Here is a 24,593-nt window from a genome sequence, read left to right on the forward strand (position 1 = left end):
CTAGGTGTAGCCTTCCAGAATGTCGTCCAGCGCTGTCATGTCGGGCTTCGAGGTGGCCAGCGGCCGACGCACAGAGGAAACCATGCGCTGCTCGTATGGCTGGCGCGAGCCCTTGTAGATGACCCCTATGGGAACGCGGTCTCCGAACTCCTGGGCCTTTATCATGGCCTGCCGCCAGTCCGTGGGGTCGTGGTCCTGCCCCAGCTTGTAGCAGCGCTCCTTGTACCACGCATACGTGTTCACCTTGTTGAAGGACACGCACGGCTGAAAGATGTCCACCAGGGCGAATCCCGGATGCCGGGCGGCCTGGACGATGATGTCCGCCAGATGATCGACCTCTGCGGCGTACGCCCGCGCCACGAAGGGCACATCCATGGTGACGGCCACGGATATGGGATTGAAAGGCATGGAGGGCGTCCCCCAGGGCTGGAACTTGGTGGCCTGCCCCTGCGCGGTGGTGGGGCTGGCCTGGCCTTTGGTCAGGCCGTAAACTTGGTTGTCGTGCACCAGGTAGGTCATGGTCACGTTGCGGCGCATGGCGGCCAGGAAGTGGTTTCCGCCCTCGCCGTAGCTGCACCCGTCGCCGCTTTCGGCGAACACCGTCACCTCGGTGTTCGCCAGGGCCGCGCCCTGGGCCGGAGGGAGGCTTCGACCGTGCAGGCCGTTGAAGCAGTTGCAGCGCAGATAGTGCGGTGATTTGGCGGCCTGGCCTATGCCCGAGCAGATCAGCACCTTGTGGGGGGGGAGATCCAGAGTGGACAGTGCCTTCTTGAGGGCCTTGTTGATGAAAAAGTTGCCGCAGCCGGGGCACCAGGCAGTCTCGAAAGTCCCGTATTGCTCGATGGGAATCATGAAAGCTCCTTGACCGGAAATCCCGTAAGTCGTCCGCGTCTCAATTCGCCTCTTCCAGCCGCTTCAGGATGTAGCCAGCCGTGACGGGCAGGCCGTCGTAGCGCGTTACCGTCGCGCCGAAGACGTAGCCTGTCTCCTGGCGGATGAGCGCGGCCAGCTGGCAGGAATAGTTCCCTTCCACCATCACCGTGCGCCCGGCGGATGCCAAAAGCGGCAGGAACTGGTCCGGATTCAGTGGGTACACCTGCCCGAAGTGTAGGACGGCGGTTTTCTTCCCCTGTGTGCGCATGATTTGCGCGGCCTCCACTGCGGGTCCGTACGTGGATCCCCAGCAGGCCAGCAGCATCTCCGGAGCGTCGTCTCCCGTGAAAGTCGGAGGCAGGACGTCTTCTTTCAACCCCAGCCCCTTGCGCATGCGCTTGTCCACCATGCGCACGCGCACGCCGAGATCTTCGGTAATGTGCCCGTCCGGGGTGTGCTCGTCGCTGTCGAGCACCACCAGATGTTCCCCGAAGCCGGGCACCAGCCTGGGCGATACACCGTTTTCGGTTACGGCGTAGCGTTCGTACCCGGCGGGGTCGTCCGTGGCCAGGGCCGGAGCGGATACCGGAGGCAGGGCGGAAAGATCGAAAGGAGTCACCGCCCGGTAGGAATCTGCCAGATACTGGTCCGTGAGCACGAACACCGGGCTCTGCCACTTCTCGGACTGATCCATGGCCCGGTAGGTCATCTCGAAGCACTGTTCCGGCGTGCCGGGAGCGAAGATTGCCCTGGGGAAGTCTCCATGTCCGGCGTAGAGCACCAGGTTCAGGTCGCCCTGCTCCGTGCGCGTGGGCAGCCCAGTGGCCGGGCCGGGCCGTTGGGCCAGGACCACCACCACCGGGGTCTCCGTCATTCCGGCGAGGCTTATGCCTTCCACCATCAGGGCGAACCCGCCGCCCGAGGTGGGCACCACCACCCTCGCCCCGGCGTAGGACGCGCCAAGGGCCATGTTGATGGCCGCTATCTCGTCTTCGGCCTGCTCCACCAGCATGCCCATGCGTTGGGCGTGCTCGATGAGTGTCGATGCCACGGAACTGGACGGGGTCATGGGGTAATAGGAACAGAAATTCGCACCGGCGGCCAAGGCTCCCAATGCGATGGCGTCGTTGCCGTGCATGAACAGGCGTTTTTCCGTGCGCCCTGGGGCGGGCATGCAGGAAAATCCAGCCTGCTGCGAACCGGCCCAGGTCAAGGCGTCCGAGAAGACCTTCAGGTTCGCGGAGACGATCTCGTCGCCCTTCTTGTGGAACGTTTCAGCGATCAGATCCTCGAACCACTTGCGATCCAGGCACAGAACCTGGGCCAGGACGCCCAGCGCGGCGATGTTTTCGAACATCGGCTTGGGGCACAGGGTTTTGAAGGGTATCGAAAGGCCGGTGTGCCCCATGCGGTCTATGGCTTCGTCCGCCAGCACCATGGCCCGCCCGGACAGGTCCCCCGTGTGCATGGGCACGGTCTGCGCGTCCAGGGCCACAAGCAGGTCGATGGATTCGCGAGGGCCATGCACCGCCTCGTGGCTGACCCGGATGGCGTAGGTGTTGTGCCCGCCCCGGATGCGCGAGAGATAATCCTGGGTGACGACGATTTCGTAGCCCGCCCGGACCAGGGCCTTGGCCAGGAAATCTCCCACGGTAACCAGGCCCTGTCCGGCTTCTCCGCCGACGACGATGTTCACGCAAGTGTCCGGCATGTCCGACTCCAGGCCCTGGGGCCTTAATGAAAAGGCGGCCGCCGGAATGCTCCGGCGGCCGCCTGGTGAACTACTTTTCAGCAGCGGATTCCGCGAAACGTTCGAAGTAATAGCGCATGTCTGAGAGCAGGACAAAATGTCCGCGCTCCTCCTCCATGGCCCGTTCCAGGAAGAAGCGGACGTCTTTGTCCTTGGCTTCGCGCAGTTGGTCTTCCAGATGCTTGAGGCAGGCGTGCTCCACCTCCATGGCCAGCATGAGCACGTCCAGCTCGGCCCGGCATTCGCCGGGAACGCCTGTATAACCGGCTTTGAGTTCGGCGAAAACACCGGGGATCGACGTCTCTTCCTCGGTCAGCTTGCACGCGCCGACCAGTGAGAGTCCCTGGTTCAGGGCCGCATGGATCTCCGCCAGGCGTCTGGCAACGCGCAGCTTGTCCTCGGCCAGAACACCGAACACTTTCCTGGCCAGCTCACTCGGGCAGCGCGCCTGGGCGTCGGTGTAGAAGTCCAGGGCTTTGCGCTCCAGGTCCAGAGCCTTGCAGAGCATGTCCCCGGCGTCGGTCATGATCAGGCCGTGGCCGCCGGCGGCGTGAAGACCCGAGTCGCCAGTTCCTTGTCCAGCATGTACAGGGCGGACGGGTTGCCTTCCACCAGCTTGAGCTTGTTGATCACGTCCTGCACGCTGGCCTCTTCCTCGACCTGCTCGTCGATGAACCACTTCAGGTAGGACGCCGTGGCGTGGTCCTTCTCGGAAATGGCCAGGTCCATCAGGGCATTGATGCGGGCGGTGACGCCCTGCTCATGCTTGAGGGTGTCCTGGAAAGCGGCCATGGGGCTCTTCCAGCTGTTCTCGGGGGCTTCGAGGGTTTGGAGCTTGATGCGTCCACCGCGCTCGAAGGTGTAGCCGTAGAACTTGGTGGCGTGGAACTTCTCTTCCTGCTCCTGGACCTTCATCCAGCTGGCGAAGCCCATCAGGCCCATGTCCTCGAAATAGGTAGCCATGGACAGATACAGATAGGAAGACCACAGCTCCCATTTCACCTGGTCGTTCAAGGCCTGCTCCATCTTCTCGCTGAGCATCGGTTACTCCGCCTTCCAGAGGCCGTGGATGTTGCAGTACTCGCGGGCCACGATCTTCTCTGCGGCAATGCAGAATTCAGCCTCGGGCTTCTGGCCGGGCAGCAGGTCCTGGCGGTAGACCTTGCCGTCCGCGATCACCTCGATGAACTCGATGAAGTGTTTCTCTTCCATGGGATGGGCGACGCTGCCCACCATGACCTTGAAGCCGTTGGCGGTCTTCTCGATCACGGGGACGTGCTTCTCTTTGGCCGCGTCCACGGTGTTTTCCTGGAAGTACTTCATGGGCTGGCCGCAGCACACCAGATCGCCGCCGCCGGTGTGCAGGACTTCAACGATATTGCCGCAGATATCGCATTTGTAGATGCCATTTTTTTCGGTCATGTCAGCTCCTTTGTGGTTTCATGGAAGTACGGGCCGCGCATTCGAGGAACAGCCCGACATTCTGATGAGATAAACCACTTTTGATGCGTTTGCGCAAGAGCTTTCAAGCCGGATCAGGAGAAGGCCTCCAGAATGTATTTCACGGCCAAAAACAGGATGCAGGCCGCCAGGAAGGTTTTGATGTACTTGGCCGGAACGTATTTCTGGCAGCGCGCCCCCGCGTACATCCCCGCGAAGCCGCCCAGGCCGAAGAGCGCGCCAAGGGTCCAGTCCGGGGCCACGGCCATCTGGGGGTAGTACGGGGCGATGGCCTGATAGAACAGGACGCCGCATACGGACGTCAGGAACGTCCCCATCAGCGCCGCGCCAGCCACGGTGTAGACGGGCAGTCCGAAGAAGGCCACGAAGAACGGGGCGATGATGGCTCCGCCGCCGATGCCGTACACGCCGCCCACGATGCCCACCACGAAGCTCATGAGCAGCACGCCGCCCGTGGAGAACCCGTAGGTTTCGCCCTGGAAGGTGAACTCCACCCGCTTGAAGCTGTAGCTGGCCTTGGACACGGCCAGATTGTCCACCAGCGAGCCTTGCGGGCCGCAACGCGGGCCTGTTGTCCCGGCCTGAGCCTCCAGCGGCTTGCCGGAACATCCCAGCTGTCCCGCCTGCCCTGCGCTTGCGGCGTTAAGGCCCCCCAGGGATTTTCCGGCGCAACTGGCCTGTTTCGGCGCGTCGCGCATGGCGCAGCCCGGACCCGCACCCGGCGCTGCCTTGGCCGGGGCAGCTTTCTTGAAGAAGGTGTCCCGTGCCAGACGCAGGCCGATGTAGCCGAGCACGCAGGCGGCGAACAATTTGAAACTTGAGGGGTTTGGCAGATACTTCACCCGGATGATGGCCCCCAGGAAAACGCCCGGCAGCGTGCCGATGGCCGTGGCATAGGTCAGCGGCCAGACCATGCGCCGTTCCTTGATGTAGCGGTACACGCCGCTTGGGATGGCAACGATGTTGTAGACTTGGTTGGTGGCGCTCACCGACGGGGAGGTGTACCCAAGTACGGAAAGCTGGAAAGGCAGCAGCAGAAAGGCCCCGGATACGCCGCCCATGGACGTGCAGAAGGACACGCAAAAGGCGACCACCGGAGGAATCCACGGTGAAACCTCTATCCCTGCGACTGGAAAATACATGGCTCCATGCCTCCTGGTTGCGGCCCCCCCGCATTGTCGGCATCCAAGCCGGGATCTCCTGGGCGCGGCTGGGCGTCCACGAGAGCCTCAACTCCATCGATAGTCACGAATTTCACAAAACCCGTGACCATTCAATAACCAGAACACATCCGGTTGTCCACAATCACGGCATGGACTTTGCCTAAATGCGGCAGAGGCGGTATACATAGGAAAATTCGTCCGCCCTGGCGAGTCTAAAGGGTTTTCGTCCTGCCGCCGATAAAGGGATAAACCCTTGGAGGATACAATCATGCGCGCGTTTGCCCTCACCGCCGCGCTGCTGTGCGCCCTGGCGTTGCCCGCCGTGGCCTCGGCGCAGACCATCGGTCCGGTGGACCCCGGCGCGCAGGTGGACGTCTCCGCCTCGAAAAGCACCACAATAAATGGTGTTTCGGGAGTGCGCGTGCGCTCCACCCCTGGCGCTTCCCAAGGGTACATGGTGCCGGACGCCTCGGGTGGCTACGTCTATTACGCCCCGGGCAGCCCTCCCGCGCCCCAGGCCCCTTCGCGCGCTGACGCCGAGGAGATCCGCCTCTACGTGCGCGAGCTCGCCTCGCAGATCACCCGAGGGCTTGACGGAGACACTCCTCTGACGGGCGTCGTCAGCATGCCGTCGGCCTTCGTGGATCAGGACAACAGGTCCTCGTCCTCTTTCGGGCGCCTGGTGGGTGAGCAGATGATTTACGAATTGAACAGCCGTGGGTTCCCTGTGCGCGAGGCACGCGGAGCCGCACCGGTTCGCGCCAAGGGCAGGAAGGCCCCTGCCGATCCCCTGGCCGTGCTGGCCGGGTCGTACTATGTGGACCGCGAGAACCTGTTCGTCAACGCGCGGCTGGTGGAAGCATCCGGGCGGGTGCTGCGCACCGGATCGGTGCTCATCCCCATGACCCCGACCCTGCGGCGCATGCTGGGCATGCCGGACTACAACGGCCTGCGCCCCACTCCGCCCACCATGATCGGCGCGCGCGACGTGAATGATCCTCCCGGCTCCGGAGCCAGGACGCCAACGCCCTATACGCCGTCCGTAAAGAAGAAATACACGGCCAAGCCGAGCGCAAAACCCAAGGCCAAGGCGCCCTGCCCGCCCGGGTGCGAGCCGGTGGACACCGCCGCCAAAACACCCGCCAAACCGGCAGCCCCGCCGCAGCAATAGGAAACGGACATGTTTCGATCCATCGCCGTAATCCTGACGCTCCTGCTGGCCGGATGCTCGCAGGGCAAGGGACTCACCGTCATTCCGCAGGACGCGCACAGCCTGGATCATTACGCCTTGGGCCTTCGCGACATGCGCGCAGGGCGCTACCTGCTGGCCAGGGAACACTTTGTGCTTGCCAGGGCCACAGCGCGCGACATGGACATGACCCGGCGCTGCGACGCGGAAATCGCCGCCGCCGACAGGGCTATTCATGGCCTGCGCTAACGGTCTGTTGCAGGCGGCCCATGCCGCCCGAGGAGTACGCTCATGAAACGATTCGCATGGCTGCTGCTTTTTGTCGCCACGGCCTGCGCCCCTTATGCCAACGGCGAGATGGCCTCGCTTTTCCACGAGGTGGGGGGGGCCATGCCCTGGGGCGGCAACAAGCCAGACACCAATGAATATTACCCCCAGTACGCGCGCATCATGGCCGACGAACTGGACACGCAGCTGGCCGGACGCCTGGGGTTCGACCACACCACCACGCGCGGCCTGCAATGGTTGGTAGTCACCACGCCGACCGACCTCAACAACATGGGGCAGGCCGCCCCCCTGGCCAGGGCCATGGCCGAGCAACTCGGTTCGGCCATGACGGGCAAAGGATACTACGTCCAGGAGATCAGGAAGACCTCCGAGGTGATATTCGACAAGTCCCAGGGGGAATTCATGCTGAGCCGCGACGTGCGCGCGCTGGCCACGAAACGCTTCCAGGGGACCCTGATCATGGCCGGGACCTACGTGGCCACGCCCCAGGGAGTTCGTTTCAACGTGGAGGTCATGGACGCCCGCAACAACGACGTGCTGGCCAAGACCAGCAGCGTGATGCCCATGAGCCTGCCCGTGGCCTATCTAATGGAATCGTCCTCGGGCGGCAGGGGAACCATCCGCCCCACCGTGGCCACCGTCCCAGGCGTCCCCGATCCTGGGCCGACATATCTTCCCGCTGGAGACTGGCGAACCAGCAGGCAGAAAATTCCCAACTTTCTGCTGCCGTAGAGAGTGAGTTTATTTGGGAGTGGTGAGTCGATGGGCTGACGAAAGCGCGTGTAGGAAGGGTGGTATTGTCGAAAGAGTTGGAACGGCGAAAGCAGGTCCAAGAACGGGTGACGTTGGCGAAAGGGATGGACAGGCGAAAGAAAGCCTCCGGCGGCCAAAGGGACAAGTCCCTTTGGAATCCCCTCCAGGGAAGATTGTTCTTTTCGGCCTGACGGAGTGAAGCTGGATTGTCCAGGAATCATGCAGTCGGTACTAGGTCTGATAGTTCTCTTGTCGCTTTGATTCGCATGGAACGTTGTCGGCGTTCAAAGCGTCGGGCACGTGAAGAGGCATAACCCCAGCCGCTCCCCTTCAGCTGTACAGATAAACGCGAACAGGCGGACCATTTGGTCCGCCTGTATTTTTATACGTGTACGAGAGATTCCCGTTACATGCTGGACGAGCCGCGCTGCGACGTGGACATCAGGTAGATTTCGTGAGGATCGAGGATCAGCACCACGGAGCCGTCGCCCATGATGGTCGCGCCGGACAGGCCACGCATGTCGAAGTCCGAAAGGTAACTGCCCAAAGGCTTGATGACCACCTCCTGGCGCTCCAGCAGCTTGTCCACGATCACGCCCAGGCGCCGGTCGTTGTCCTGGAGGATGACCATGGACACGATTTCCTTCTGTTCCTCGTCAGGTTCGGCGGGAATCTCCAGGATCTCGCGCAGCTCGATTATGCCCAGCACCTCGCCGCGAAGCGTCACGGCCTTGCGCTTGTTGACCTCGGTCATGCGCTTGACCTCGATCTTGGTGGTCTCGGACACTGCATCCAGGGGGATGGCATAGGTCTGGTTGCCCACCATGACCATCAGGGCGTCGATGATGGCCAGGGTCAGCGGCAGGGCCATGGTGAACTTGGTCCCCTTGCCCACTTCGCTGGTGACGCTCACCGTACCCTTGAGGTTCTTGATGTTGGTGCGCACCACGTCCATGCCCACGCCTCGCCCGGAGATGTCGGTGATGGTCTCCGCCGAGGAGAATCCCGGCATGAAGATCAATTCCAGGGCGTCGCGGTCGTCCATGGCCTTGGCCTCTTCCGGCGTGACCAGCCCCTTGCGGATGCCCACCTCGCGCATCTTGGCCGGATCGATGCCCTTGCCCTCGTCCTCTACCTCGATGGCCACGGAGTTTCCCCTGTGGTAGGCGCGCAGGTACACCTTGCCGATGGGGCTCTTGCCCGCCGCCACGCGCGCTTCCTCTGTCTCGAGGCCGTGGTCCACGCTGTTTCGGATCAGGTGCACCAGCGGGTCGCCGATGACCTCCACCACGGATTTGTCCAGCTCGGTCTCCTCACCTTCCATCACCAGCTCGACTTCCTTGCCCGACTTGCGCGACAGGTCGCGCACCAGGCGCGGGAAGCGCGAGAACACCGAGGACACCGGCACCATGCGTACCTTCATGATGGTGTCCTGAAGGTCGTCTGACAACCGGGCCATTGCGTAGGTGGTCTCGGTGAGCTGCTGGGCGATTTCCTGGACCTCGAGCTTGCCCTCCTCCAGGGATCTGGCCAGCAGGGCATACCGATTTCGGTTGATGATGAGCTCGCCGATGAGGTTCATCAGGTGGTCCAGCTTCTCATGATCCACGCGGATGGTGGAGGAGACTTTCGGTCCGCCCGCAGGCTGTCCCTGCCCTGCCGGGGCTGCCGGTGCGGGGGCGGGTTTGGCTTCGGGCTTGGGAGCAGGCTTGGTTTCCGGTTTGGGGGCGACCGGAGCGGGCACCGGCTTCGGCTCAGCCGGGGGCGTGGGCTTGGCTTCCGGTTTGGGAGCAGCTTTCGGCTCCGTCTTGGCGGGAGCAGGCTCGGGGGCCTTTTCCGGCTTGGCGGGTTTGGCTTTGGGCGCTGGCGCAGCTTCAGGCTTGGGTTCCTCCACGGCAACTTCGGCCTTGGGCTGCGGGGCAGCGGCAGGTTGCGCGGGGGCGGGCTTGGCATCGCCGCCCTTGAGGCTCGCCAGGGCCTTCTTCAGCATGTCTGAGATGATGCCGCATTCCTGGCCCAGGATGTCCAGCATCAGCTCGAAGTCCAGGCCGGACTTGCGGGCCTGGTCCACCATGCCCGCAGTGCGTTCCGCGTAGACCTTCAGGTCGGCAAAGCCCATGTAGCCGGTGGAATTTCTCAGGGTGTCCAGCGAACGGTACAGGCCGTCGATGTATTCCTTGTTGGTTCCGTCCTTGGCGAGTTCCTTCAGGGCCAGATGGATGTTGTCCATCTGCTGGGCAGTGGTCTGCTCGAAAATCTCGATATCTTCGGCGTCCAGGCCGGAGTCGCCGACTGGGGGTGCGGTCTCCTGGGGAGTCTCTTTCGGCTTGGGCGGCGTGGGCGGTGTTTCGACCGCAGGTTCCGCAGGAGCCTCGGCTTGCGGCTCGGCGGATACAGGCTCGGGCTCGGCAGACGCAGGAGCCTCTTCCGTCACGGGCGCGACCATATCGCTGAAATCCACGTCGCCGGTGGCTACGGCCTGCTGCAGCTTTTCCACCAGGAAGGAGATGTCCACGGGGATGGCGTTGTTCTGCTTGGCGTCGATCTTGCCGACCAGGGTTTCCATCATGTCCACCGTGCCAAGCAGCAGGTCGATCATGCGGGGGGTGGACGCCATCTCCCCTTTGCGCACCTTGTTGAGGAGGGTTTCCGCCTCGTGCGTCAGGGCGTTCAGTTCCTTGTGGCCGATGATGCCGGAGTTGCCCTTGAGGTTGTGGAAGTAACGGAAAATGTCGTTGACCAGATCGCCGCCGGTTTCCGGATCTTTCTCGAGTTCAAGGAGTCCGGCGTTCAGGCTTTCGATAAGCTCCTGCGCTTCCTCCAGGAAATCGGTCAGGTGCCCTTCTCCGATGGCCTGCAAGCCGTAGGCGGCCCCAGTTTCGACCACAGGAGGCATGATGAACGCGCGATTTTCACCCGTTGGGGTCGTCTTCTTCGCGGTCACGGAGTCCTCCTGGGCAGTGGTGGCGACAGGTGCGGAGGCTTCGTGATCGGGCTGTCCGAAGGTTTCGATCTGCTCCACGTCGAGAATCGCATCTTCCAGGGGTGGAGTCTCGACAGCGGGAACCGATTCCACGGCGGAGGCAGAGGCGACAACCGGTTCGGACATGTCCTCGCCGGCCAGGATGGCTTCGATTCGGTGGATGATGGAGGCGGTTTCGACTTCGCCCTCGTATCCCTGGGTTTCCAGGTTGTCGATCATTGTGCGCAAGGCGTCGGTAGCCGAGAGGATGACGTCCATGATGGCCGCCGTGACCGCGATCTTGCCCTTGCGCAACTCGTCCAAGATGTTTTCGGCTCTGTGAGCCAGGCCATTGATGTGATTCAGGCCGAGAAATCCCGATGCCCCCTTAAGCGAGTGCATGGGGCGGAAAATCTCGTTCAACAAGCCGAGATTGTCCGGGTTTTTTTCGAGCTCCAACAGGTTGGGCTCGATGGTTTCCAGATGTTCCTTCGCTTCGACGATAAAATCGGCGAAGAGTTCGGGATCCATGAAATCCTGACTCATGCGCACCTCTGCAAGGCGTGTCGTTTGCGACTAGCCAAGGAGCATCTTGATGTTCTTGACCATCTTGTCCGGCTGCGCCGGTTTGACCATGTACAAATTGGCGCCGATGGACATGCCGGCCTGGATATCCTTCTCCTGGCCCTCAGTGGAGAGGACCACGATGGGGATGTCCCTGTAGGCTTCCTGTTCGCGCACGCTCTTGATGAACGTGAACCCGTCCATCCGGGGCATGTTTATGTCGGAGACGATCAGGTCGATCTTCTCGGCGGAATACAGTTTCTCCAGGCCGTCCAGGCCGTCTTCAGCCGTGACAACCTTGAAGCCTTCCTTTTTCATGATGAAGGCCACGAGGTTGCGGACCGTTTTGGAATCGTCAACGATCAGAATCGTCTTGGACATGGCGGCTCCTAGCTCTTGAGCACTTTCTGGAACAGACGGTTGACTGAGAGTATCTTTATCAACCTGTCGTCGGCCTTCAAAAGACCTGCCATAAGGTCGGCGCTCACTCCGACCTGGGCTTCGATGTTCCACTCGATGTCCCCTCGCGGGGCTTTGTACATTGTGTCGATGGCCCGCACCAGCAGGCCTATCTGCATATCGTGAACCCGGCAGACTATGAGGAACTTGTCCTCGTGGTCCTGGCCGACGGGAATGCCAAGCAAGCGCGCCAGATCAACCAGGGGCGTCACCCTGCCCCGTAGGTTGGTCACTCCGGCAAGAAACGGCGGCGCGGCAGGCAGTTTGGTGGCGGGAACAGCCCGCAGCACCTCCTGAACCAGCATTATGGGCACCGCAAACACCTGGTCGGAAACATGGAAGCTGACCAGGCGCAATTCTTCCTCGGCCATGAGCGAGGCTTCCAACGCGTCTCCGGACAACACGGCGGGAGCGGCGTTGTCCTGGGGCTGCCCGGTCGGGGCCGCGTCCGGCGTCACGGCGTCGAGGCCTCCTCCGATCACCTGCTCAACGCGCACGGGGCGTTCCAGCGCCTTGCCCGCCGGGGTGTTCTCCCAGCCCGCACCCACGTATTTTTCCAGGAAAGCCCGCTCGGAGCCGGTAAGGTCCTTGGCGGAAGCTCCCGTTTCCGGCAGAGCCACGTCCTGCTCGAAATAATTTTCAAGATTCTTCATGCAGCCAGTATTTCCTTTGCGAGAGCCATATACTCCCTGGCCCCGCGCGAGTCGGGAGCGACATCGTAAATCACCAGCCCTCGAGCGCTGGCCTCGCGAAACTGGGTGTCCATGCCGACCACGGTGTCGAACATCTTGCCCCCCAGCTTGTTCCTGAGCAGTTCCAGCACCCGGCGGCAGGCTCCTGCCCTGCGGTCGAACATGGTGGCCAGCGCCTTCCAGGCCACGGGCTTCGCGAGCACCTTGTTCAAGAGCCGGATGGAGTCAAAGATCAGCCGCAGGCCGTGCAGCGCCAGAAAGTCCGTCTGGATGGGGATGATGAGCATGTCCGAGGCCACCATCGCGTTCACCAGCAGCACTCCCATGTTGGGCGGACAGTCCAGGATGACGTAGTCGTAGTCACCCGCCGCCTGCTCCAGAAGCTCCTTCAACAGCACGCCTTTGTTCTCGCGCGCCTTCAGGTCTATATCCAGCTCCGTCAGCCTGACGTTGCTGGCCACTACATCCATTTTGCCTTCAAGGGCCGGAAAGACGGCCTGCTTCCAAAGCGACGCATCGTACGTGCCTTTCAGAAGCAGATCGTACGCGGAGACAGTCACATTCTCCGGAAAATATCCCAGATGCACCGAGGCGCATCCATGGGGGTCCAGATCCATCAGCAACACGCGCTTGCCAAGTCTGGCCAGGGCCGCACCAAGCGAAAGCGCAGTGGTCGTCTTGCCCACGCCGCCCTTCTGGTTGGCGATGGCCACAACTCTTACAGACACGTCCTCTCCCGTCTTTTAAGGCAACACGCAAGGAATCGCCAGTCGTCATATTCGGACAAAAAGGTGATTTCTTTAACCTTCCTTGAGGTAGACGATGGCTCCCGGGTAGTGCTTGGGCTTGAACGCTCGGGAAATGTTGTGCAACGACTCGGAATGGCCGATCAGCATGAATCCGCCGGGCATAAGATTGTCGTAGAAGGAACCGATGACGTTCTTCTTCATCTCATCATCGAAGTAGATGATGACGTTGCGGCAGAAAACTATCTGTGAACGGTCGACGCGTTTGAGCATCGCCTTGTCGCTCAAGTTTATCTGGCCGAAATTCACCAGACGTTTGACTTCCGGCTTCACCTTGAACTTGTCTTCCTCTTGAGTGAAGTACTTGGCGACGATTTCCTTGGGGGTGGTCCGCAGGGTGTAGTCGTTGTAGACGCCGCGCCGTGCCGAGGTCAGCACCGCTTCGGACAGGTCGTTGGCAGTGATCTTTATGTCCCAGGAGGCGATCTCGGATTTGAGAACCTCATGCAGGATGATGGCGATGGTGTAGGGTTCCTCGCCAGTGGAGCACCCGGCCGACCAGATGCGCAGTTTCCTGGCGCCCAGCTTGCGCTGCTTTTCTATCACCTCGCTCACCACGTTGTTCTGAAATACAGCCAGCTGAGGCGGGTTGCGATAGAAGCTGGTCTCGTTGGTGGTGACCACTTCGAAAAGGCGGTTCAACTCCAGGCGTTTGCTCGGGTCGTACTGAAGAAAGTGGTAGTACTCGGCAAAGCTCTTGAGGTTCAGCTCCTTGAGCCTGTTGGCCAGCCTGTTCTCCAGCAGGTACTTGCGGTTGTCCGCGATGTAAATGCCGGACTGCTGGTAGATGTAGTCCCGCAGTTGCACGAACTCGGAATCCGCGATTTTGAGTTCTTTGCGCAGGGATATGGTCTTTGAAAAAAGCGAGGACATTTAGTTATCCTCTCCGTGCTCTTCTTGAATTTTGGAAATGGCTGCTTCAGCCGCTTCCGCAAGCTCCTGATCCTCGGCATTGAGGATTTCCAGGAGCGCCCGGAAGGAGACTTTGCCGCCGATGTCGCCCATGGTCTCGATGACCTTCAAGGCGACGAGCTTGTTGGGGCTGTCCAATAGGCCCACCAGATCCGGGATGGCCTCTTTCGCGCTGCGCATGGCCAAAGCTTCCATGGCGCGGATTTTGACCCAGTCGTCGGAATCGTTCAAAGCCTGGATGAGGTATTTCGTGCCTCCTCCGAGGGAGCAGTGCTGCCCGATCTGTTCCACCACCGCCAGCCTGACCTCGCGGGATTCGTCGGACAGCCTCGATACCAGCAGATCCATGCCGTCCCCTCCTGGGGAGCACAGGGTTGCCACGGCTTCCAGGGCGACTTTGCGGATGTCCGCAATCTCATCTTCAAGCGCGGCCTTGAGCACCTCGAGGTTGCCTTCGGGATCAATCTTGCCGAGCGCGTAGACGGCCATGAGCCGGTCCAGCGGCTCGCCGGACTGGGTCATGGCGCGGAAGCGGTCGTTCATGACGGAGTCGCCCAGGGCGATGCAGGCGTCCAGCGCAGCTTCCTTTACGTCGTCGTAAGGATGCTGGAGAAGTGCGAAGATGGCGTCCGCCGCCTTGCCCACCCGCATCTTCTGGCCCAGGAAGGCGAGCGCGCCCTTGATGACGGTGCCGTCGTCATGCCTGGACAGGACGTCCTGGAAAAAGTCGATGGATTCCGCCCCCCCGACTTTCAGGAGTGCGCGGGCGATTATTTCCCGCTGCACGTCCCTGTCGCAGTTCCAGAAGGCGTTCCGGAGTATCTCGGAGACCTCGCTCCCGCCGATGCGCGCCATTGCCTCCACGGCCACCATGGCCCGCGCGTGGTCGCCGACGGTCAGGGCGTTCTGCAGGGCGGGGTCGAGCCCCATGGCGCTCAGGGAATGAACGGCCAGCTCCAGGCGGTCCTGGTCGCGGTCCGGGTCCAGGGTGGCCGCCAGATTCAGGACGGCCTGGCTCGCATGCTCCACTCCCACGAAGGCCAGCCCGTGCATGGCTGCGTCCTGGATCTCGACGTCCTCGTCAGTCAGCGCGGCCAGCAGGTACTCGCCGAACTGCGCCCGCTGTTTCTCGGAGAGAAGGGCAAGGGATTTGCCGCCCAGGATGCGCACGACCGCCTTGCAGATCTTGTTGCGAAGCGCCGTGGGCGATTCGTCAAGGCGCTTGATGAGCATGGAAACGGCTTTGATGTTGCCGATTTCGCCCAGGGCGTCCACGATCATGGAGGCCACCAGGTCTGTGGACTTGCCCAGGGCTCCCACCAGGGCGCTCACTGAGGATTCGTCGCGTATCTTGGCCAGGGACTCGATCACAGCGAACTGCACCCATTCGTCGTCGGCCAACGCCTGGTTGAGGCACGTGGCCGCCTCAGGCTTGCCAAGCGCCCCCAGGCTCACGGCGGCCTGATAGCGGACGTTTACCTCGGGGTCCTTGAGCAGGGCGTCGCACAAGGGGGCGACCGCCTGGAGCGTGTCGGTGGAGCCGAGAATGTCCGAGGCGAAAATGCGCATGTCCGGGTCCTGGTCGTGAAGAAGCGCAACCAGGGTGGAGAAGTCCTGGTGGCCCACCTCGCGCATGACGTCCATGGCGATGTTTCTGGCCGGGGGGTCGTCAGAGCGCAGGAGCGGCGCGACGGCACGCACCACGGAGGCTCCGCCTATCTGGCGCAGGGCTCGGTCGGCAGCCTCCTGGACTCCGAGGTTCTGGCTCTGCACCAGCCTTGCCAGGAGCGGCACGGCTTCCTCGACCCTGGCAGCCCCGGCGGCGAAAGCGGCTTCGCGTTCTAGTTCCACATCACCGGACTGAAGCTGGCTCAACAGTTCGTCGTGCTCACCCATAAGCTCCCCGGCTGCCGTCCAAACCATCTGGGCGGCCCGTTGATCATTTGTACAAATTGGCCATGATGGCCTGCGCCATCTCTTCTATGTCCACTATCTCATCAGCCAGCCCTGCGTCCACGATTGCCTTGGGCATGCCGTACACGACGCAGGAGGCGTCCGACTGGGCCAGCGCCCGGCCCCCTTTCTGCTTGAGCACCTTGACGCCTTCCATGCCGTCGGAGCCCATGCCGGTCAGGATGACACCGAGAGCCCGCCTGCCCACTGCCTCGGCTGCGGAAGCCACCAGCACGTTGGCCGAAGGCTTGTAGAGGGCCTCCACCGGATCCGTGGTGATTTCGATCTCCACGCGGCTTACTTTCTGGTGCAGCTTCAGGTGTTTGCCGCCAGGGGCGATGAACACGTGGCCGGGCATGAGCCGGTCGCCGGTTTCGGCCTCCTTGACGTTCACCTGGCAGACGCCGTCCAGGCGCTTGGCGAACGGCCCGGTGAACGCGGCGGGCATGTGCTGGGCGATGACGATGGCGGCGGGAAAATCCTTGGGAAGGCCGGAAAGGACCTTCTGGACGGCCGGGGGGCCGCCCGTGGAAACGCCGATTGCCACCAGATCGCGCACCAGGGAGCCGGAAGGCCGGACGATTTCCCGCCTGGCCTCGGTTTCTCCGGGTGGGCACGGGGAGGAAGACGAAGGGATGCAGGGCTTGCGGGCAAGAATGGGAGGCCGGAATTTGCGCCGGGCGATCTGCTTCACCTTGGCCTGGAGATCCAGCTCGATCTTGACGATGTCCAGCGACACCTTGGAGAGCTGCTTGGGGATGAAGTCAACCGCGCCCAGCTCCATGGCCTTGAGCGTGGCCTCCGCGCCTTCCACAGTGAGGGAGCTGACCATGAGCACGGGCTTGGGCATCTCCATCATGATGTGCTTGAGGGCCGTCAGGCCGTCCATCCGCGGCATTTCGATGTCCAGGGTGATCACGTCTGGATTATGCTTGCGGATGAGGTCAAGGCCTTCCTGGCCGTCTCTGGCCGTAGCCACGACCTTGATCTCAGGATCCTTCTCGAGCATGGACGAGAGCGCCTTGCGCATGAAGGCCGAATCATCAACGACAACAACACTGATCACTATGGCGTCCTTTGGGTTTTGCGTGTCGGCCGGACAACCGACCAGATGAAGCTAGCAGCCTTACGTCTCGGGAACATGGCAGAACAGCATAAAATGTACTTGAAAAGACCTTCGCATGACAACAAAAATTCCTGCTTGCCAAACCCTCGTAAGTTGTCTAGAAGCTCTTTCTCGCATCGGGATGTAGCTCAGCATGGCTAGAGCGCTGCGTTCGGGACGCAGAGGCCGGAGGTTCGAATCCTCTCATCCCGACCAAGAACAACGGGGGCTTACGACACAGTCGTAGGCCCCCGATTTTTTATTGCGGATAATGGTTTTGCCGCCGCTGCCCCCCCCCCCGATTTCCAGGGCCACGCGCTGCCGTACGCCCGGATGTATTTCCATATCACAGCCCTCGTGACCTGCCTGTACCGCAAAAAGCCCCCGCCAGTGATGGCAGGGGCTTGGGTGAATCGTCGTCAGCTGCGATTGAGGCTAAATCCAAAGCGCCCTACCTCATTGTCTCGTCCACGTTGCGCTTCACCTCGATGACCTCGGGAAGCTTCTGCAGGTGGTCAATAGTGCGGTAGAGATGCCCGGAGTCTTTCACTTCGACCGTGAAAACGATCTCCGTGCGTCCGTCCACGCTGGAATTGAAGGTGCCGGAGTCGATGTTCACGCCATCGTCGGAGAGAATTGCGGAGATCTTGGCCAGCACGCCTTTCTTGTTGCGGGCCAGAATGGCGATCTTGGCCGGATACGGTTTGTCCTCCTGCCCTTCCCAGGAGACTTGCAGCAGCCTTTCGGGCTCAAGGCTCGCGAGGTTCGGGCAGTCGTGGGTGTGCACGATCACGCCCCGGCCCCGGCTGATGTAGCCGATCACCGGTTCGCCCGGCAGCGGCGTGCAGCAGCCCGCGAAGTTTACCAGCACGTTGTCCACGCCCTTGATGCGGATGGATTCCCCCACCTTGCCCTTGGCCGCTTCCGCCGCATGGGCGGCCTGGGCCGCCTGCGCCTCGGCGGTCTGGCCTTCGGTCTTGGCGGAAGCCTCCGGCTTGGGCAGGAAGGCGCGCAGCACGCGCCTCGGGGTCAGCTTGGAGTAGCCGATGGCCACCAGCAGTTCGTCCATGCCGGGGAAGTTGTACTCGGCCAGCACCGGGGCGAAGGCGTCCTCCTTGGTCAGGCGCGCCACGCTGAGCCCGTGTTTGCGGCCCTCCTTTTCCAGGAGTTCCTTGCCCAGGGCTATGGCCTCCTCGCGCTCCTGGGTCTTCACCCAGTGCTTGATGCGGGTGCGCGCCTTGGCGGTCTTGACGAACTTGAGCCAGTCCTTGCTGGGCTTGCGGTTCTTGTCGGTGATGATCTCCACGGCGTCGCCGTTTTTCAGCGGCGTGGAGAGCGGCACCAGCTTGCCGTTGACTTTGGCCCCGGTGCAGTGGCTGCCCACCTCCGTATGGATTGCGTAGGCGAAGTCCACGGGGGTGGCCCCCTCGGGCATCTCCTTCACGTCGCCCTTGGGGGTGAAGACGTACACCTCCTCCTGGAACAGATCGTAGCGTAGCGAGTGCATGAACTCCTTTGAGTCCGTGGCCTCGCGCTGCCAGTCCATGATCTGCCTAAGCCAGGTGAAGCGCTCGGCGTCGCGCGCGGCCATCTTCCCGGCCTTGCTGCGCTCCTTGTAGGCCCAGTGGGCGGCCACGCCGTACTCGGCCAGCTGGTTCATCTCCTCGGTGCGGATCTGTATCTCGATGCGCTCGCCGTCCGGGCCTATCACCGTGGTGTGCAGGCTCTGGTACATGTTGGCCTTGGGCATGGAGATGTAGTCCTTGAAGCGCCCGTGCACCGGCTTCCAGACCGAGTGCGCCAGGCCCAACACCGCATAGCAGTCCTTGAGGCTGCCCACGATGATGCGGAAGGCCACGATATCGTGCACCTCGTCCAGGGCCAGTCCCTGGGCCTTCATCTTGTTGTGCACGCTCCACAGGTGCTTCTTGCGCCCGAGCACCCTGCCCTTGATGCCATGCTCGTCCATGAGGTTCCGGATGATCTCAATGACCTTCTCGATGTAGGTCTCGTCCAGGACTTCATGCTCGTCCACGCCCTGGCGCAGCTGGTCGTAGATGTCCGGCTTCAGGTGCTTGAAGGACAGATCCTCAAGTTCCACTTTAAGTCTGTGCAGGCCCAGGCGGTTGGCCAGGGGCGCATAGATGTCCATGGTCTCCTGGCTGATGAGCTGGCGCTTCATGGGTTTCTGGAAGTCCATGGTGCGCATGTTGTGCAGCCTGTCCGCCAGTTTCACCAGGATGACCCGGATGTCCTCGGCCATGGCCAGCACCATCTTGCGGATGTTCTCGGCCTGGGCCTCCTCCTTGGACTCGAAGGACATGAGGCTTATCTTGGTGACGCCATCCACGATGTCGGCCACTTCCTCGCTGAACTGCTCCTCGATCTCGTCGATGGTGGCGATGGTGTCTTCCACGGTGTCGTGGAGCAGTCCCGCCGCGATGCTGGGAGCGTCCAGGCGCATTTCCGCCAGGATGTTGGCAACCTCAAGGGGGTGCGAGAGATAGGGTTCGCCCGAAAGGCGCACCTGTCCGGCGTGCGCGGCCGCAGAATACACATAGGCCTTGGTGATGAGGTCCTGCCCGGCCTGGTCCATGTAGGGCGAGACCTTGTCCATGATTTCGTTGATGCGGATCATTTGGCGTAGGTATTTCTTTGCTGGGACGCAGGAATCCACCAGCGGACGAAGTTCCAGGAAATTCCCGCCGGAGCCGGTTCCACGCCGTGGACGCGCTCCGTCAGGATGGGCAGTGCATAGGGGGTGTACAGGAAACAATACGGCTGGTCCTCGTGGAGGATTTCCTGAAACCGGTCATATATGGGCTTCCGGCCGGCCGGGTCCACGAGGTTTCGCCCCTGTTCCAGCAGCGCGTCGGCCTCTGGATTGGCGTAGCCCACGAAGTTGAGACCCGGCTTGGCTATCTTTGAGGAGTGCCACACGTCGAAGGCGTCCGGGTCCTGCGGGATGGACCAGGCCAGCAGCACGGTCTCGTAGCGGCGCTGGTCCACGAACTCCTTGATGAACGTGGCCCACTCGATGGTGCGCACCTTCACCTGGATGCCGATGCGCGCCATCTGCGCCTGGATGATGGCGCAGGCCTTGATGCGTTGCTCGTTGCCCTGGTTGGTGATGATGGAGAATGCGAAGGGCTTGCCGTCCTTCATGAGCGGCCCTGTGGGCGTTTCGCGCTTCCACCCCAGCCGCGCCAGGAGCATCTGGGCCTTGCCCGGGTCGTACTCGTAGTCGGCGATATCGTGATTGTAGGCCCAGGAGTCCGGTTTATAATGGCCGATGGTCGGCACGCCCAGGCCCATCAGCGCTCCCTTGATGATCTCTTCCTTGCCTATGGCGTGGGCCAGGGCCTGTCGGACCGCCTTGTCCCTGAACAGGGGGTGCTCCAGGTTGTAGGCCATGTAGGCGTAGGACGAGGCCAGGTATTTGTACTTGCGGAAGTCCCGCTCCCACTGTTTGCCGCTGGTGAGGAACAGATACTGCGGCGGCGTCAGTCCGATGTAGTCCAGGTTTCCGGCCTTGAGCTCCATGAACTGGGTGGTCTGGTCCGGCACAATGCGGTAGACCACCTCGTCGATGTTGGGCCTGCCCTCGAAATAGTCCGGATTGGCCTCCAGGATGACCCGTTGGTTCTCCACCCACTGCTTCAGCTTGTACGGCCCGGCCCCCATGGGCTGGCGCGAGTACTTCGTGTTGGTCAGGTCCTCGTTCTCCAGGGCGTGCTTGGGCAGTATGTCCTGGGCCCAGGTGGACACGGCCCTGGCGAAGGGCTTCTCGTAGAACACCTCGAAGGTGTATTTCCCGGTCAGCCTGAATTCCTTGATGGCCATGAAGTCCCCGGCATAGGCCGTGGGCGTGTTGGGGTTCACCATGACCTTGTAGGTGAACTCCACGTCCTCGGCGGTGAGGGGCGTGCCGTCGAACCAGCGGATGTCTTCGCGCATCTTGAAGGTCAGGTGCCGTCCGCCGTCGAGTACCTGGAAGGATTCGGCGGCGTAGGGCTCGATGACGATGTTCTTGTCGTAGCGCAAGGGCGATACGTAGATGAGCGAGGCCACCTCATGGGAGGCCGAGTCTGTGGACAACACTGAAATGAGGTTGGAGGGCTCGCCCAGCGTGGCCATGGTGATGCGCCCGCCCTGCTCCGGCTTCTCGTCTCCGGGCGCCGCACGGGCGGACGCGGCCGGGTCGCCCGTGAGCGATTCGCCGGACTTGGGAGAGTCGCATCCGGCCGCCAACAGGGCAAAAATACAGAACAAGACCGCTGGAAGTGTGAAATTCCGCCCAAGGCGGGAGAAATGCTTGCTTTGCTGTTGAAAATGCATAGAGTGTGTGGTTAGGCAATGGGTACAGGGTTTTTCACATTTTTGCGCTGCAACGGAGTATCGAGCGACATGGCCCTCACCAACGAGGATGGTAAAGCCAAACAACTCCTCCAGGAGTTTGTCCGGGAGACGATCCCTGAGTATATCATTGACGGCTCGCATTCAATCGTCGCGCAGGACGGCGTCCAGAAAATCGACGTCAAGAAGCGGGAACATTACTGGGATTTGGAGGGACAAGTCCAGGGGGATGATTTCCAGGTTTACACTTCCGAACTGGGGTTGAACCTTGAGGAAGAAACCGTAACATTCTTCTGCAACTGCCCCGATTCCTTTTCCGGAGTGTGCCGCCACGTAGGCGCGACCGCACTCAAATTCCTGAAATCGCTCGACGGCAAGAAGAGCCAGGAGCACGACGCCCAGGCCAAGCAGAACGTGGAATGGCGTCAGAGCTTCCGCCACTTTTTCTCCACCGCCTTCGAACCGGAGGCCGGGAAGCACTACATCATCTACAGGTTCTTCCCCGAACCGGGACGCCTGCAAGTCGCCTTCTTCAGGGGACGCCAGAACAAATCCGGCCTCTCCCAGGTGCACACCGAGATAACGCTCGAGCAGATCATCCAGAACCCCGACTGGTGCGAGACCGCGCCCAGCCTGCCCCTGCTGGCCGAACAGATCGGGCATTTCCTGGATTATCGCGGCCACCGGGTGGACATCCCGGCAGGACTCATTTCCTGGTTCTTGTGGTCCATCGGCAAGGAATATTATCTCTACTGGCAGGACACCGAGCATCCGGTGCGCATCGAGCGCTCCACCATGCGCCTGCAGCTTCGCCCCATCATGGACGAGGAACAGGGCCTGCGCTTCGACATCTACCTGGCGCGCCCCGGCAAGGCCCCCTTCTCCATTCAGGGCCAGGAGACCTATTTCTACGGCCAGCTGCCCCTGTGGGTGTGCTGGAACAAGAGCTTCTATCCCGTGCAGACCGGCCTGCCCGCGCCCTTCATCCGGGAGATGGTGGAGAATCCGCCGGTAATTCCCGGAGCGGACGTGTCGGAGTTCCTGGACCGCGTCTGGACCAAGTTCCCCACCTCGGACCTCCACGGCCAGCAGGAATTCCTGGAGCGCATGAAGCCCAATTTCCTGCCAGCCAACTACAATCCCAAACTCTACCTGGACGAAGAAGGAAGCCTGCTGACCCTCCAGGTGCAGAACATCTACGAGACCGAGCACGGCGACATCTTCCAGGAAGGCCCCAACCCCGAGCTCCAGACCGGCTCCTACGCCTTCGAGGGCAAGAGCTTCCTCCTGGCGCGCGACCAGGACGCCGAGGCGGCCCTCATCGCCCAGCTCCAGGAGATGGAGTTCCAGCCGCGAAACAACGCCAACTGGTTCCTGGAGCCGGAAGAGGCCATCGTCTTCCTGTTGGACGCCTACCCCAAGCTGGTGGAAAAGTACCGCGTCTACGGCGAGAAGAACCTCACCCGCTACAAGGTGCGCCTCTCCCAGCCGGTCATTGTGGCCGAGGTCGAGTCCGACGAGAAGGAAAAGTGGTTCGACCTGGAACTGGCCGTGCAATACGACGACCAGCGCGTGCCCATCGACAAGATCTGGAAGGCCTGGACCCAGGGCAAGCGCTATGTGCAGCTGAAAGACGGCTCCTACACCAGCCTGCCCGAGAGCTGGCTCAAGCGCATCGGCCACAAGCTGCGCGCCCTGGGCTACGACCCGGACAAGCCGCCCCAGAAGCGCTTCAAGCAGTTCGAGGCCCCGGTGCTGGACAAGATCCTTGAGGATCTGCCCGAGGCGCACACGGACTCCTTCCGGAACAGCCTGCGCGAAAAGATCCATAGTTTCGAGGAGATAAAGCCCATCAAGCAGCCCGCCGAGCTGAACGCGCAGCTGCGCCCGTATCAGCTCCAGGGCCTGGCCTACCTGAACTTCCTGCGGGAGTACGGTTTCGGCGGCATCCTGGCCGACGAAATGGGCCTGGGCAAGACCGTGCAGACGCTGTCCTTCATCCAGCATCTGTCCGACAAGGGAAACAAGGCCCCCAACCTGATCGTGGTGCCCACCTCGGTGCTGCCCAACTGGGACCGCGAGGCCGAGAAGTTCGTGCCGAACCTCAAGCGGGTCATCGTGTATGGGGCCAAGCGCGAGGGGATGTTCAAGAAGATCGCCGAGTCGCAGCTGGTGGTCACCACCTATGCCCTGCTGCGGCGCGACCTGGATGAGCTTTTGAACTTCGAGTTCAACTCCATCATCCTGGACGAAGCCCAGAACATCAAGAACCCCAATACGATAACTGCGCGGTCCGTGCGGCGCCTCAACGGCAAGATGCGCCTGTGCCTCTCGGGCACGCCCATTGAGAACAACCTCTTCGAGCTGTGGAGCCTCTTCGAGTTCCTCATGCCCGGCTTCCTGGGCAGCCAGAACTCCTTCCAGCGCGGCATAGTGAAGCCCATCAAGGACGGCGACGAGGAAACCCTCGACTACCTGCGCGGTCGCGTGAAGCCCTTCATCCTGCGCCGCACCAAGTCCGAGGTGGCCAAGGACCTGCCGCCCAAGGTGGAGAACGTCCAGTACTGCGCGCTCATCGACGAGCAGGCCGAGCTGTACTCGCAGCTGGCCAAGAAGCTGCGCGATCAGGTGCTGCGCGACGTGGACGAAAAGGGCATGGCCAAGTCCCAGATGTCCATCCTGGATGCGCTTTTGAAGCTGCGCCAGATCTGCTGCCACCCCAGGCTTCTCAAGCTGGACATGCCCGGCGTGAACACCAACCTGCCCTCCGGCAAGTTCGACACCTTCAAGGACCTCGTCACCGACGTGGTGGAGGAAGGCCACAAGGTGCTGGTGTTCTCGCAGTTCGTGCAGATGCTGCACATCATCCGCAGCTGGCTGCAAATCAACCAGACGCCCTTCTGCTACCTGGACGGCTCCAGCAAGGACCGCTTCGAGCAGGTGGACCGCTTCAACAACACCCCGGAAATCCCGATCTTCCTGATCTCGCTGAAGGCGGGCGGCACGGGCATCAACCTGACCAGCGCGGACTACGTCATCCACTATGACCCGTGGTGGAACCCCGCCGTGGAAAATCAGGCCACGGACCGCACGCACCGCATCGGCCAGAAGCGGCAGGTGTTCAGCTACAAGCTGATCTGCTCGAACACCGTGGAAGAGAAGATCCTGAAGCTTCAGGAAATGAAGAAGGGAATCGCGGATGCGATCATCCCTGGGCAGGACGCCTGGAAGAGCTTGACCAGGAACGATCTGGAGATGTTGTTTGAGGTGTAGAGCGACCAATCCCGACGCATAATAAAAGGCCGGT

Annotated in this window: 19 protein-coding genes and 1 tRNA gene; 5 read left to right on the forward strand and 15 right to left on the reverse strand. The window is 61.8% G+C overall.

The features are described 5' to 3' along the window. The 6 genes from G453_RS0104030 to G453_RS0104055 form a co-directional block, all read right to left on the reverse strand. A complete protein-coding gene (locus G453_RS0104030) occupies positions 1-852 on the reverse strand; it encodes a thiamine pyrophosphate-dependent enzyme (RefSeq protein WP_027190013.1) in 852 nt (283 codons plus the stop codon). A 40-nt stretch (positions 853-892) separates the two neighbouring features. Next, positions 893-2,584, reverse strand: coding sequence for a 2-oxoacid:acceptor oxidoreductase subunit alpha (locus tag G453_RS0104035; protein WP_027190014.1), 1,692 nt, complete (start codon positions 2,582-2,584; stop codon positions 893-895). A gap of 70 nt (positions 2,585-2,654) precedes the next feature. Further along, positions 2,655-3,149 (reverse strand): ferritin family protein, encoded by a 495-nt coding sequence (locus G453_RS0104040; protein ID WP_027190015.1) that lies wholly within the window; start codon positions 3,147-3,149, stop codon positions 2,655-2,657. 2 nt (positions 3,150-3,151) lie between these two features. Further along, positions 3,152-3,664, reverse strand: a complete 513-nt coding sequence (locus G453_RS0104045) for a ferritin (RefSeq protein WP_027190016.1) — start codon at positions 3,662-3,664, stop codon at positions 3,152-3,154. A 3-nt stretch (positions 3,665-3,667) separates the two neighbouring features. After that, positions 3,668-4,045, reverse strand: a complete 378-nt coding sequence (locus G453_RS0104050) for a desulfoferrodoxin (protein ID WP_027190017.1) — start codon at positions 4,043-4,045, stop codon at positions 3,668-3,670. Between the two features lie 113 nt (positions 4,046-4,158). After that, the gene (locus G453_RS0104055; RefSeq protein ID WP_027190018.1) at positions 4,159-5,226 is read right to left on the reverse strand and encodes a sulfite exporter TauE/SafE family protein; all 1,068 of its coding nucleotides are present in this window, start codon (positions 5,224-5,226) and stop codon (positions 4,159-4,161) included. A gap of 289 nt (positions 5,227-5,515) precedes the next feature. Here G453_RS0104055 and G453_RS0104060 point away from each other — a divergent pair, with 289 nt between their 5' ends. From G453_RS0104060 to G453_RS25980, 3 genes are read left to right on the forward strand one after another with little or no spacing between them, the layout of a single operon-like run. Then, positions 5,516-6,418, forward strand: coding sequence for a FlgO family outer membrane protein (locus G453_RS0104060; RefSeq protein ID WP_027190019.1), 903 nt, complete (start codon positions 5,516-5,518; stop codon positions 6,416-6,418). 9 nt (positions 6,419-6,427) lie between these two features. Further along, complete coding sequence (locus G453_RS22240) at positions 6,428-6,685, forward strand: hypothetical protein (protein WP_043644356.1); 258 nt, start codon at positions 6,428-6,430, stop codon at positions 6,683-6,685. 42 nt (positions 6,686-6,727) lie between these two features. After that, the gene (locus tag G453_RS25980) at positions 6,728-7,456 is read left to right on the forward strand and encodes a FlgO family outer membrane protein (RefSeq protein WP_051271622.1); all 729 of its coding nucleotides are present in this window, start codon (positions 6,728-6,730) and stop codon (positions 7,454-7,456) included. A gap of 427 nt (positions 7,457-7,883) precedes the next feature. Here the strand turns inward: G453_RS25980 and G453_RS0104075 are convergent, their stop codons facing one another. The 7 genes from G453_RS0104075 to G453_RS0104105 all read right to left on the reverse strand — a co-directional run bounded on the left by G453_RS0104075 (position 7,884) and on the right by G453_RS0104105 (position 16,891). Continuing rightward, positions 7,884-10,985: a chemotaxis protein CheA gene (locus G453_RS0104075; protein WP_027190020.1), complete on the reverse strand. Its 3,102-nt coding sequence runs from the start codon at positions 10,983-10,985 to the stop codon at positions 7,884-7,886. A 30-nt stretch (positions 10,986-11,015) separates the two neighbouring features. Next, positions 11,016-11,384 (reverse strand): response regulator, encoded by a 369-nt coding sequence (locus G453_RS0104080; RefSeq protein ID WP_027190021.1) that lies wholly within the window; start codon positions 11,382-11,384, stop codon positions 11,016-11,018. Positions 11,385-11,392: 8 nt separating this feature from the next. Continuing rightward, positions 11,393-12,115, reverse strand: coding sequence for a chemotaxis protein CheW (locus tag G453_RS0104085; RefSeq protein WP_027190022.1), 723 nt, complete (start codon positions 12,113-12,115; stop codon positions 11,393-11,395). Next, positions 12,112-12,882, reverse strand: a complete 771-nt coding sequence (locus G453_RS0104090) for a ParA family protein (protein ID WP_027190023.1) — start codon at positions 12,880-12,882, stop codon at positions 12,112-12,114. The genes G453_RS0104085 and G453_RS0104090 overlap by 4 nt, the downstream gene beginning before the upstream one ends. 72 nt (positions 12,883-12,954) lie before the next feature. Continuing rightward, positions 12,955-13,833, reverse strand: a complete 879-nt coding sequence (locus G453_RS0104095) for a CheR family methyltransferase (protein ID WP_027190024.1) — start codon at positions 13,831-13,833, stop codon at positions 12,955-12,957. Continuing rightward, positions 13,834-15,768 (reverse strand): HEAT repeat domain-containing protein, encoded by a 1,935-nt coding sequence (locus G453_RS0104100; protein WP_027190025.1) that lies wholly within the window; start codon positions 15,766-15,768, stop codon positions 13,834-13,836. Between the two features lie 43 nt (positions 15,769-15,811). Then, complete coding sequence (locus tag G453_RS0104105; RefSeq protein ID WP_027190026.1) at positions 15,812-16,891, reverse strand: protein-glutamate methylesterase/protein-glutamine glutaminase; 1,080 nt, start codon at positions 16,889-16,891, stop codon at positions 15,812-15,814. Between the two features lie 177 nt (positions 16,892-17,068). Here G453_RS0104105 and G453_RS0104110 point away from each other — a divergent pair. Further along, positions 17,069-17,146 (forward strand) — tRNA-Pro (locus tag G453_RS0104110). A 235-nt stretch (positions 17,147-17,381) separates the two neighbouring features. On the opposite strand, the gene G453_RS0104115 is transcribed toward G453_RS0104110, so the two are convergent. After that, on the reverse strand, positions 17,382-19,568 hold the full coding sequence (locus G453_RS0104115; protein ID WP_027190027.1) for a RelA/SpoT family protein: 2,187 nt from the start codon (positions 19,566-19,568) through the stop codon (positions 17,382-17,384). Next, positions 19,565-21,268 (reverse strand): peptide-binding protein, encoded by a 1,704-nt coding sequence (locus G453_RS0104120; protein WP_084502084.1) that lies wholly within the window; start codon positions 21,266-21,268, stop codon positions 19,565-19,567. Before G453_RS0104120 ends, G453_RS0104115 begins: the two co-directional genes overlap by 4 nt. Positions 21,269-21,337: 69 nt before the next feature. Here G453_RS0104120 and G453_RS0104125 point away from each other — a divergent pair, with 69 nt between their 5' ends. Further along, a complete protein-coding gene (locus G453_RS0104125) occupies positions 21,338-24,559 on the forward strand; it encodes a DEAD/DEAH box helicase (RefSeq protein ID WP_027190029.1) in 3,222 nt (1,073 codons plus the stop codon). Positions 24,560-24,593: the final 34 nt, after the last annotated feature.

This window comes from Fundidesulfovibrio putealis DSM 16056 (assembly GCF_000429325.1).
Classification (GTDB): Bacteria; Desulfobacterota; Desulfovibrionia; order Desulfovibrionales; family Desulfovibrionaceae; genus Fundidesulfovibrio; species Fundidesulfovibrio putealis.

Coding starts and splice junctions, on each gene's coding strand:
- G453_RS0104030 (WP_027190013.1), bottom strand. CDS start 852: ATGATTCCCATCGAGCAATACGGGACTTTCGAGACTGCCTGGTGCCCC.
- G453_RS0104035 (WP_027190014.1), bottom strand. CDS start 2,584: ATGCCGGACACTTGCGTGAACATCGTCGTCGGCGGAGAAGCCGGACAG.
- G453_RS0104040 (WP_027190015.1), bottom strand. CDS start 3,149: ATGACCGACGCCGGGGACATGCTCTGCAAGGCTCTGGACCTGGAGCGC.
- G453_RS0104045 (WP_027190016.1), bottom strand. CDS start 3,664: ATGCTCAGCGAGAAGATGGAGCAGGCCTTGAACGACCAGGTGAAATGG.
- G453_RS0104050 (WP_027190017.1), bottom strand. CDS start 4,045: ATGACCGAAAAAAATGGCATCTACAAATGCGATATCTGCGGCAATATC.
- G453_RS0104055 (WP_027190018.1), bottom strand. CDS start 5,226: ATGTATTTTCCAGTCGCAGGGATAGAGGTTTCACCGTGGATTCCTCCG.
- G453_RS0104060 (WP_027190019.1), top strand. CDS start 5,516: ATGCGCGCGTTTGCCCTCACCGCCGCGCTGCTGTGCGCCCTGGCGTTG.
- G453_RS22240 (WP_043644356.1), top strand. CDS start 6,428: ATGTTTCGATCCATCGCCGTAATCCTGACGCTCCTGCTGGCCGGATGC.
- G453_RS25980 (WP_051271622.1), top strand. CDS start 6,728: ATGAAACGATTCGCATGGCTGCTGCTTTTTGTCGCCACGGCCTGCGCC.
- G453_RS0104075 (WP_027190020.1), bottom strand. CDS start 10,985: ATGAGTCAGGATTTCATGGATCCCGAACTCTTCGCCGATTTTATCGTC.
- G453_RS0104080 (WP_027190021.1), bottom strand. CDS start 11,384: ATGTCCAAGACGATTCTGATCGTTGACGATTCCAAAACGGTCCGCAAC.
- G453_RS0104085 (WP_027190022.1), bottom strand. CDS start 12,115: ATGAAGAATCTTGAAAATTATTTCGAGCAGGACGTGGCTCTGCCGGAA.
- G453_RS0104095 (WP_027190024.1), bottom strand. CDS start 13,833: ATGTCCTCGCTTTTTTCAAAGACCATATCCCTGCGCAAAGAACTCAAA.
- G453_RS0104100 (WP_027190025.1), bottom strand. CDS start 15,768: ATGGGTGAGCACGACGAACTGTTGAGCCAGCTTCAGTCCGGTGATGTG.
- G453_RS0104115 (WP_027190027.1), bottom strand. CDS start 19,568: ATGATCCGCATCAACGAAATCATGGACAAGGTCTCGCCCTACATGGAC.
- G453_RS0104120 (WP_084502084.1), bottom strand. CDS start 21,268: ATGCATTTTCAACAGCAAAGCAAGCATTTCTCCCGCCTTGGGCGGAAT.
- G453_RS0104125 (WP_027190029.1), top strand. CDS start 21,338: ATGGCCCTCACCAACGAGGATGGTAAAGCCAAACAACTCCTCCAGGAG.